The sequence below is a fragment of the Rhodococcus sp. NPDC019050 genome, assembly GCF_055664235.1.
In genome coordinates, this window is the sequence record NZ_JBVOON010000034.1 from 1 (window position 1) to 7757 (window position 7757).

A 7757-nucleotide genomic window follows, 5' to 3' on the forward strand; every position below is an offset into this window, starting at 1 on the left:
GCAAAACGCTCGGCTGGGATACCCCAGCCGAGCGTCTGCGTGATCTAATCACCACCAACTAACAGCGGTGTTGCGTCGACCCCTTGAAACCGCCTTCAAGGTTCGGGGCCTCGCTCGTTGTGTCGGTGTCAGCGCTTCGCTCCCCCACCGGCGGCCTGCACTCCCCACCCCACGAGCAGAGCCGCTTCCATCGCCGCGTCGAGCAGATAAGTCTTCGGGATCCTGCCCGCCGGGACGTATGTCAGGTCCACGGCCAGAAGGGTCGCCGCCGTGCCGACCCCGACCCGGCGGGCGTTGCGATGTCCCTCCGCGGTGTCCGCCGGCCACGTTCAACGAACCGTGTACACGGGCGAGTCCACGCCCGAGTGCCTCGGTGCGGCGTCCGGCTCCTGTCGTCTCGCTGCCCTCCCCCACTTCGGCGCCTCACCCTCGTCCTGCCGCACCGTGCTCGCCGGTGTCGGCTCATTTCTGTTCCGGCTCGTCCTCTCCCCGGCCTGGTTGGGCTGGAGAGGCGCGTTGCGGGTGAGCATCTCGGGATCGGAATCGGAATCCTCGTCCGGGTCGTATCGGCCTGCGGGTCCTTCGTTACTGGTCATGGCTCTCGGGTTTCCCCTGCCCGGTGCACCAAACCTTCGGCGATCGTCGTGGTACGTCGGCGAGCGGCCCTGTGAACGAGCAGCACCGTCAGCGACCGGCGAGGTACCTCTTCGATACCGTCCGCGCGACCACGCCGAGTCCCGCGCCCGCGGCCATCAGCCAGGGCGCACCGACAAGGATCGGATCCATCCAGCGGTGGGAGTTGTCCACTCGGGTCCTGTCCGCAAGTGCCTGGGACCCGCCGTGGGTGAACTCCGCTCGGATTCCCGTTTCGGTGACCGGGTTGTCCGGACGCCCGGAGACGAACGAGCGCAGATGCGACTCGACCGCGTCGACGCGGTCTGCCCCGAGCAGGAGCAGCCAGTGGGCGGCACGACCTTCGCTGAAACGGCGATAGGCGTACTTGCGGATCACACCGGACAGGCCCTTGGGCGGGCACGACGTACCGAACACCGGCGTGACGAAGGCGTGCTCGACGGAGCGTTCCCGGGGCCACTTCTCGTGCTGACGCTCGGGAAATGTCCAGTGCGCGCCGGACGCCTCGGGGTCGAAGCGCTCTCTCGGCACCGCCGGACGGTCAGCCGGGTCGAGGTCCACTCCCCACCCCGGGATGCGTGCACGCAGTGCCTCCCGGTCCGGCGGCTGGGGTGCGCTGGGAATGTAGGCGATCGGAAGTTGACGGTCGGCCATGACGCAGTCCTCTCATCCGGCGGCCGGCACGATGACCGGCTTGATGCACTCGTCCAGTTTCGCGGAGAAGATATGGAAACCTTCCGCGATGTGTTCGAGCGGAATCCTGTGGGTGACAATCTCGTTGGGCTTGACGTAGCCGTTGCGGATGTGTTCGAACAGGCGCGGCCACTGTCGTTTCACCGGGCACTGGTTCATCCGCAGCGTGAGTCCCTTGTTCATCGCGTCACCGAACTTCACGGCGCTGAACATCGGTCCGTAGGCCCCCATCACAGAGACGGTTCCGCCCTTGCGGACCGAATCGATGGCCCAGTTCAGCGCGATCGGTGATCCACCCTGCAGTTTGAGTTTTGCCGAAGTCACATGCTGCAGAAGGTTTCCGTCGGCTTCCGCTCCCACCGCGTCGATGACGACATCGGCTCCGAGATGATCGGTGGCCTTCTTCATCTGGACGACGATGTCGTCGTATTCGGCGAAGTTGTAGGTTTCCGCGTGCGCGAAGGTCCGCGCCTTCTCGAGCCGGTACTCGAGGTGATCCACCACGATGACGCGGCCGGCACCCATGAACCACGAGCATTTCGCGGCATAGAGTCCCACCGGCCCCGCGCCGAACACCACGACGGTGTCGCCTTCGCCGATGTCGCCGAGTTGCGCCCCGAAATAGCCCGTCGCGAGCGCATCGGTGCACATGAGCGCGTCTTCGTCGTCCATCCATTCCGGGATCAACTCCGGTCCGACGTCGGCGAACGGCACCCGCACGAATTCCGCCTGGCCGCCGTCGTAGCCACCGCACGTGTGCGAGTAGCCGTAGATGCCACCGACCGCTGTGGCGTTCGGATTCACGTTGTGACAGTTGGAATACAGGCCGCGCGCACAGAAGTAGCACGAACCGCAATAGACGTTGAACGGCACCATCACCCGGTCGCCGGGTTTCAGATTCCGGACCGACGGCCCGACTTCGTGCACCACGCCGATGAACTCGTGGCCGAACGTCATTCCTACTCGCGTGTCGGGCATCATGCCGTGGTACAGGTGCAGGTCCGAACCGCAGATGGCTGCTCGCTGCACTCTGACGATCGCATCGTTGGGATGCTCGATACGTGGGATGTCTTTTTCTTCCACCCGGACCTTGTAGGGCCCTCGGTACACCATCGCCTTCAAGTCGCCTCCCGGCTCTCCTCGGTTTCTGCGTGGCAGGCGAGTACCCGCTCGCACACGTCCGAAGCACCCGCCGTGCGATGACTCCCAGAGTTCGGACATCCGGTCCGCCGTCGCGGTGGTGCGAACATGCGAGGACCCCGCCGACGCAGGCGCCGACGAGGTCCTCCCGGAAGGTTCGCAACAAGTGGCCGAGTGCGAACCTGGGTGCAGCCCACCCTTGGTGGCGCATCCCGGATAACCGGCCGCTCCGCGCTCAAACAACCTCGAGCGCGAAAAGTTCAGTGTGCCGGGGCGGTCTTCTTCTTCCGCTTCGGAATCAGGTGCATGATCAAGACGACCAGTGCACCGACGACGAGTCCGACCAGGGCCGAGACCACCGTTCCGGAAGTCCAGGTCAGAACGCCGCCGATCCCGCCGGTGACCAGGTCGCCGAACCAGTGTTCGAGATCGTGGAGTCGATCGGCCGGCCAGTGGAAGCCTGCCTCACCCACATTGATGATCAGGATGTGGCCACCGACCCACAGCATCGCCGCGATGCCCACCACGGTGAGCACGGCCATCAGCTTGGGCATCGCCGCGACCAGTCCGCGGCCGACCCGGCGCGCCGCCGTCGACGGCCGTTGCGCGAGCGACAAGCCCACGTCGTCCATTTTCACGATCAGCGCGACCACACCGTAGACCAACGCCGTGATGAGGAACGCGACGACAATCAGCACCAGCAGGCGGGTGAGGAACGGTTCGGATTCGACCGACGACAGCGAGATGACCATGATCTCGGCGGACAGGATGAGGTCGGTACGGATCGCACCGTTGACCATCGTCTTCTCGAGTTCCGGGCCACTCTTCTCCGCGGCTGTGTCCTCGTCCGCGTGAGGGCCACCGGTGAGCGCCTCGTAGACCTTCTCCGCCCCCTCGTAGCAGAGGAACAGACCGCCCGCGATCAGCAGGTACGGCAGTGCCTGCGGCAGGAACTGGCTGAGGATCATCGCCACCGGGAGGATGATCAGCAGTTTGTTGCGGATGGAGCCGATCGCGATCTTGCGAATGATCGGCAGTTCCCGATCGGGCGTGAACCCGTGTACGTAGCGGGGAGTGACGGCGGTGTCGTCGACCACCACCCCCGCGGCCTTGACGCTCGCTTTCCCCGCCGCAGCGCCGATGTCGTCGATCGATGCCGCTGCCGCTTTCGCGAGCGCCGCGACGTCGTCCAACAGGGCGACGAGACCACCAGCCACGGGAACCTCCACAATTCGGTCGATCTAGCGACACGCGGTCGCGGGTCGACCTCCAAACGGTACCCAATCACCATCCGTGCCTAACAGCCTGTCACCGCAGGTACGGGATGTGCACCCGAACGACGGCGGGCGCCGCACCCGAAGGTGCGGCGCCCGCGTCGGCGTAGAAAGTGCGCTCAGTGCTTCTCGGGACCGATGTGGTACTCGAAGACCAAGCCGGCCGAAGCCGCGAGGATCAGCACCACGGCGCCCGCGATCATCCAGGGCTGGAAGAAGGCCAGCGAGATGGCCGCGAAGGCTGCCGAACCCGCCAGCAGGATCGGCCAGAAGCTGCCCGCGCTGAAGAATCCGAGGTCGCCTGCGCCGTCGCTGATCTCGGCATCCTCGTAATCTTCGGGCCGGGTGTCGAGACGACGGGCCACGAACCGGAAGTACGTTCCGATGATCAGCGTCAGTCCGGCGGACAGCACGATGCCGGTGAGACCTGCCCACTCGATACCCGTGCGGGACAGACCCGTGAAGGTTCCGTACACGATCGCGACGAGCACGAAGAACACCGTCGTCACTTCGAAGAGCTTGGCTTCGATTTTCATATCAGCACTTGTCCTTGTCGATGAAAGGCGAAGAGACGGGTCACTCGCCGGCGGCGACGGTCGCGGAACGGTCGGTGCGGTCGGTCTTGAACGGCACGGTCGACGTGGCAACCGGGCTCTGGCCGATGGCTTCGAGCGCCGCGGCGTTGGACAGTCCCTGTCCGCCGTCCTGGACCGGCTTGCGCAGCTCGATGAAGCGAGCGAAGTCCTCCGGGCTGACCGCGCGGACCTCGAAGTTCATCATCGCGTGGTAGGTGCCGCACATCTCGGCGCAGCGACCGACGAAGGCGCCCTCACGCTCGATCTCCGTGATCTGGAAGATCGGGTCGGAGTTGTTCTGGATCGGGTTCGGGTTCACGTCACGCTTGAACAGGAACTCGGGCACCCAGAAGGAGTGGATGACGTCGGACGAGGCGAGCTGGAACTCGATGCTCTTACCGGTCGGGAGGACCAGCACGGGAATCTCGTTGCTGGTGCCGATCGTCTCGATCTTGTCGTAGTGCAGATAGGACAGGTCCTCGACCGGAGCGCCGTGAATGGGGCCCAGCTCGGCGTGCTCGTCATCCGCATTGGGGATGTCGAACTGCACTGCATCCTCTGCGGCCTGGTCGATGCCGTTGTACGGCTGACTTCCGTCCTGCAGGTCGATCGAGCGGTAGCCGAACTTCCAGTTCCACTGGAAACCGGTCACGTCGACCACGACGTTGGGGTTGTCTTCCTTGTCCAGGACGTAGTTCTGCACCACGACCGTGAAGTAGAAGAGGACACACACAGCAACGAAGGGCGCTGCCGTGTACGCGAGCTCGAGCGGCACGTTGTATGCCGTCTGCCGCGGGAACTCCGGGGAGTCCTTCCGTCGCCGGTAGGCGATGATCACCCAGAAGGTGAGGGCCCACACGAGAATTCCCATGACGAGGGCGGCGACAACCGACCACGTCCACAGGTCACGCATACGCTCGGCTTGGGGGGTCACGCCCTCCGGCCAGCCGAAACGAAGGACTTCTTCGCTCGAACACCCGGTCAGCACCAAGGCTGCTATGCCGAGTGATGCTGCGAGCCCGAACCGCCGAAGGATCCGACCTTGCGCCACGTTCACGCCTTCCTGATCGCTGCAATTTCAGTAGGGCACACCAAGAGGGCCAGCCCAATTACTACGCAGCGTAGACCAAACCCGGCCGCTATCCATCCTCGGGGCACGAAGAAAGTGTCGCGCCGGGGAATTCACCCGGAGCGAACGGACGTGACGACGGTTTTTGCGCGATGCCGCCCACTCACCCTTCCGGCCGTCTGCGGCATACTCCAAGGGGAACAACGACGAACGCCGGTGAACAGTTCCCACGGTCCTGCGCGGCGCTCGGCGTCTGGTTCGCTCCTGACACCCCGACCGGAATGAGGTACCGAACGCGTGTGCGGCTTGCTCGGGTTTCTGACCACCGACGGCACCAGCGACGAGGCCGTCGCCAAGGTGGCGTCCGCGATGCACTGCCTACGGCATCGCGGCCCGGACGAACACGGCACCTGGAACGATGCCGACCTCGTCTTCGGGTTCAACAGGCTGTCGATCATCGACATCGCGCATTCGCATCAGCCCCTGCGCTGGGGACCTCCGGAGCAGTCCGACCGGTACGCCCTGACCTTCAACGGCGAGATCTACAACTACCTCGAACTGCGCCGGGAACTCGCCGACGAGTTCGGCGCGACCTTCGAGACGGAAGGCGACAGCGAGACGATCGTCGCGGCCTACCACCACTGGGGCGCCGAGGCGGTTCGCCGGCTTCGCGGCATGTTCGCGTTCGCCATCTGGGACACCGTCGACCGTGAGCTGTTCCTGGCGCGCGATCCGTTCGGCATCAAGCCGCTGTTCCTCGCGACCGGCACTGCGGGCACCGCGTTCGGCAGCGAGAAGAAGAGCCTGCTCGAGCTCGCCGACGTGATCGGCATCGGCACCGAACTCGATCCGCGCGCCGTCGAGCACTACACGGTGCTGCAGTACGTTCCGGAGCCCGAGTCGCTGCACAAGGAGATCCGCCGGCTCGAGTCGGGTTGCTACGCCCGGCTGACCCCGGGAGCGGAACCCGAGATCACCCGGTACTTCGAACCGACCTTCCCGGTGCGGCCGTTCGCGGCGGGCCGCGAGCAGGATCGCTATCGCGAGATCGCCGAGGCCCTCGAGGACTCCGTCGCCAAGCACATGCGCGCCGACGTCACCGTCGGATCGTTCCTGTCGGGCGGCATCGACTCGACTGCCATCGCGGCTCTGGCGATGCGCCACAACCCGAACCTCATCACCTTCACGGCGGGGTTCGAGCGGCAGGGCTATTCGGAGGTCGACGTGGCCGCCGAGTCCGCAGCCGCGATCGGTGCGCGGCATGTGGTCCGGGTGGTCTCCCCGTCCGAGTTCGCCGCGGCGATCCCCGAGATCGTCTGGTACCTCGACGACCCCGTCGCGGACCCGGCGCTGGTGCCGCTGTGGTTCATCGCCAAGGAGGCTCGCAAGCACGTCAAGGTGGTGCTCTCCGGCGAGGGCGCGGACGAGTTGTTCGGTGGCTACACCATCTACCGGGAGCCGCTGTCGCTGCGGCCGTTCGAGTTCCTTCCCCCGGCGCTGCGCCGGGCGGCAGGGAAGCTGTCGGACCGTATTCCCGAAGGCACCCGTGGCAAGAGCCTGCTCCACCGCGGCTCGATGCCCCTCGAGGAGCGGTACTACGGCAACGCGCGCAGCTTCAGCGATGCCCAGTTGCGGTCCGTGCTGCGCGAGTTCCGTCCCGAATGGACCCACCAGGACGTCACGGCGCCGATCTACGCGCGGTCGGCCGGCTGGGATCCGGTCGCCCGGATGCAGCACCTGGACCTGTTCACGTGGCTGCGCGGTGACATCTTGGTCAAGGCCGACAAGATGACCATGGCGAATTCGCTCGAGCTGCGCGTCCCGTTCCTCGATCCCGAGGTGTACCGAGTGGCGTCGCAGGTCCCGCTCGAGCAGAAGATCACCAAGGACACCACCAAGTACGCGCTGCGCAAGTCACTCGAGGGCATCGTCCCGGCGCATGTGCTGCACCGTGCGAAGCTCGGCTTCCCCGTGCCGCTGCGCCACTGGCTCGCGGGCACCGAGTTGTTCGACTGGGCGCATCAGGTGATCGCCGAGTCCGGCACCGACCACCTGATCGACAAGGCCGCGGTGACCAAGATGCTCGACGATCATCGCGCCGGCCCCGTGGACCACAGCCGCCGGTTGTGGACCGTGCTGGTGTTCATGATCTGGCACGGCATCTTCGTCGAGGAACGCATCGTTCCGCAGATCCAGGAACCGGCGTACCCCGTCGAGGTCTGACCCCCGTACGACGAAACGGTCGTGGGGGGGGGGGGGGGGGGGGGGGGGGGGGGGGGGGGGGGGGGGGGGGGGGGGGGGGGGGGGGGGGGGGGGGGGGGGGGGGGGGCGGGGGGGGGGGGGGGGGGGGGGGGGGGGGGGGGGGGGGGGGGC

8 protein-coding genes are annotated in these 7757 nt (G+C 66.1%); 1 reads left to right on the top strand and 7 read right to left on the bottom strand.

All coding sequences use genetic code 11. The features are described 5' to 3' along the window. Positions 1–128: 128 nt before the first annotated feature. The 7 genes from AC0B44_RS20950 to ctaC all read right to left on the bottom strand — a co-directional run bounded on the left by AC0B44_RS20950 (position 129) and on the right by ctaC (position 5372). Positions 129–251, bottom strand: coding sequence for a hypothetical protein (locus tag AC0B44_RS20950; protein ID WP_471904668.1), 123 nt, complete (start codon positions 249–251; stop codon positions 129–131). Positions 252–329: 78 nt separating this feature from the next. After that, positions 330–596, bottom strand: a complete 267-nt coding sequence (locus AC0B44_RS20955; RefSeq protein ID WP_471904669.1) for a hypothetical protein — start codon at positions 594–596, stop codon at positions 330–332. An 88-nt stretch (positions 597–684) separates the two neighbouring features. Next, the gene (locus AC0B44_RS20960) at positions 685–1287 is read right to left on the bottom strand and encodes a hypothetical protein (protein ID WP_471904670.1); all 603 of its coding nucleotides are present in this window, start codon (positions 1285–1287) and stop codon (positions 685–687) included. A gap of 12 nt (positions 1288–1299) precedes the next feature. Continuing rightward, positions 1300–2448, bottom strand: coding sequence for a zinc-dependent alcohol dehydrogenase (locus tag AC0B44_RS20965; protein WP_471904671.1), 1149 nt, complete (start codon positions 2446–2448; stop codon positions 1300–1302). Positions 2449–2726: 278 nt separating this feature from the next. Next, complete coding sequence (locus AC0B44_RS20970) at positions 2727–3683, bottom strand: DUF808 domain-containing protein (protein WP_471904672.1); 957 nt, start codon at positions 3681–3683, stop codon at positions 2727–2729. Positions 3684–3859: 176 nt separating this feature from the next. After that, positions 3860–4276 (bottom strand): cytochrome c oxidase subunit 4, encoded by a 417-nt coding sequence (locus AC0B44_RS20975; protein ID WP_072699143.1) that lies wholly within the window; start codon positions 4274–4276, stop codon positions 3860–3862. Positions 4277–4316: 40 nt separating this feature from the next. Next, positions 4317–5372, bottom strand: coding sequence for an aa3-type cytochrome oxidase subunit II (ctaC, locus tag AC0B44_RS20980; protein WP_471904673.1), 1056 nt, complete (start codon positions 5370–5372; stop codon positions 4317–4319). 309 nt (positions 5373–5681) lie between these two features. On the opposite strand from ctaC, the gene asnB reads away from it, so the two are divergent. Continuing rightward, the gene (asnB, locus tag AC0B44_RS20985; protein WP_471904674.1) at positions 5682–7607 is read left to right on the top strand and encodes an asparagine synthase (glutamine-hydrolyzing); all 1926 of its coding nucleotides are present in this window, start codon (positions 5682–5684) and stop codon (positions 7605–7607) included. Positions 7608–7757: the final 150 nt, after the last annotated feature.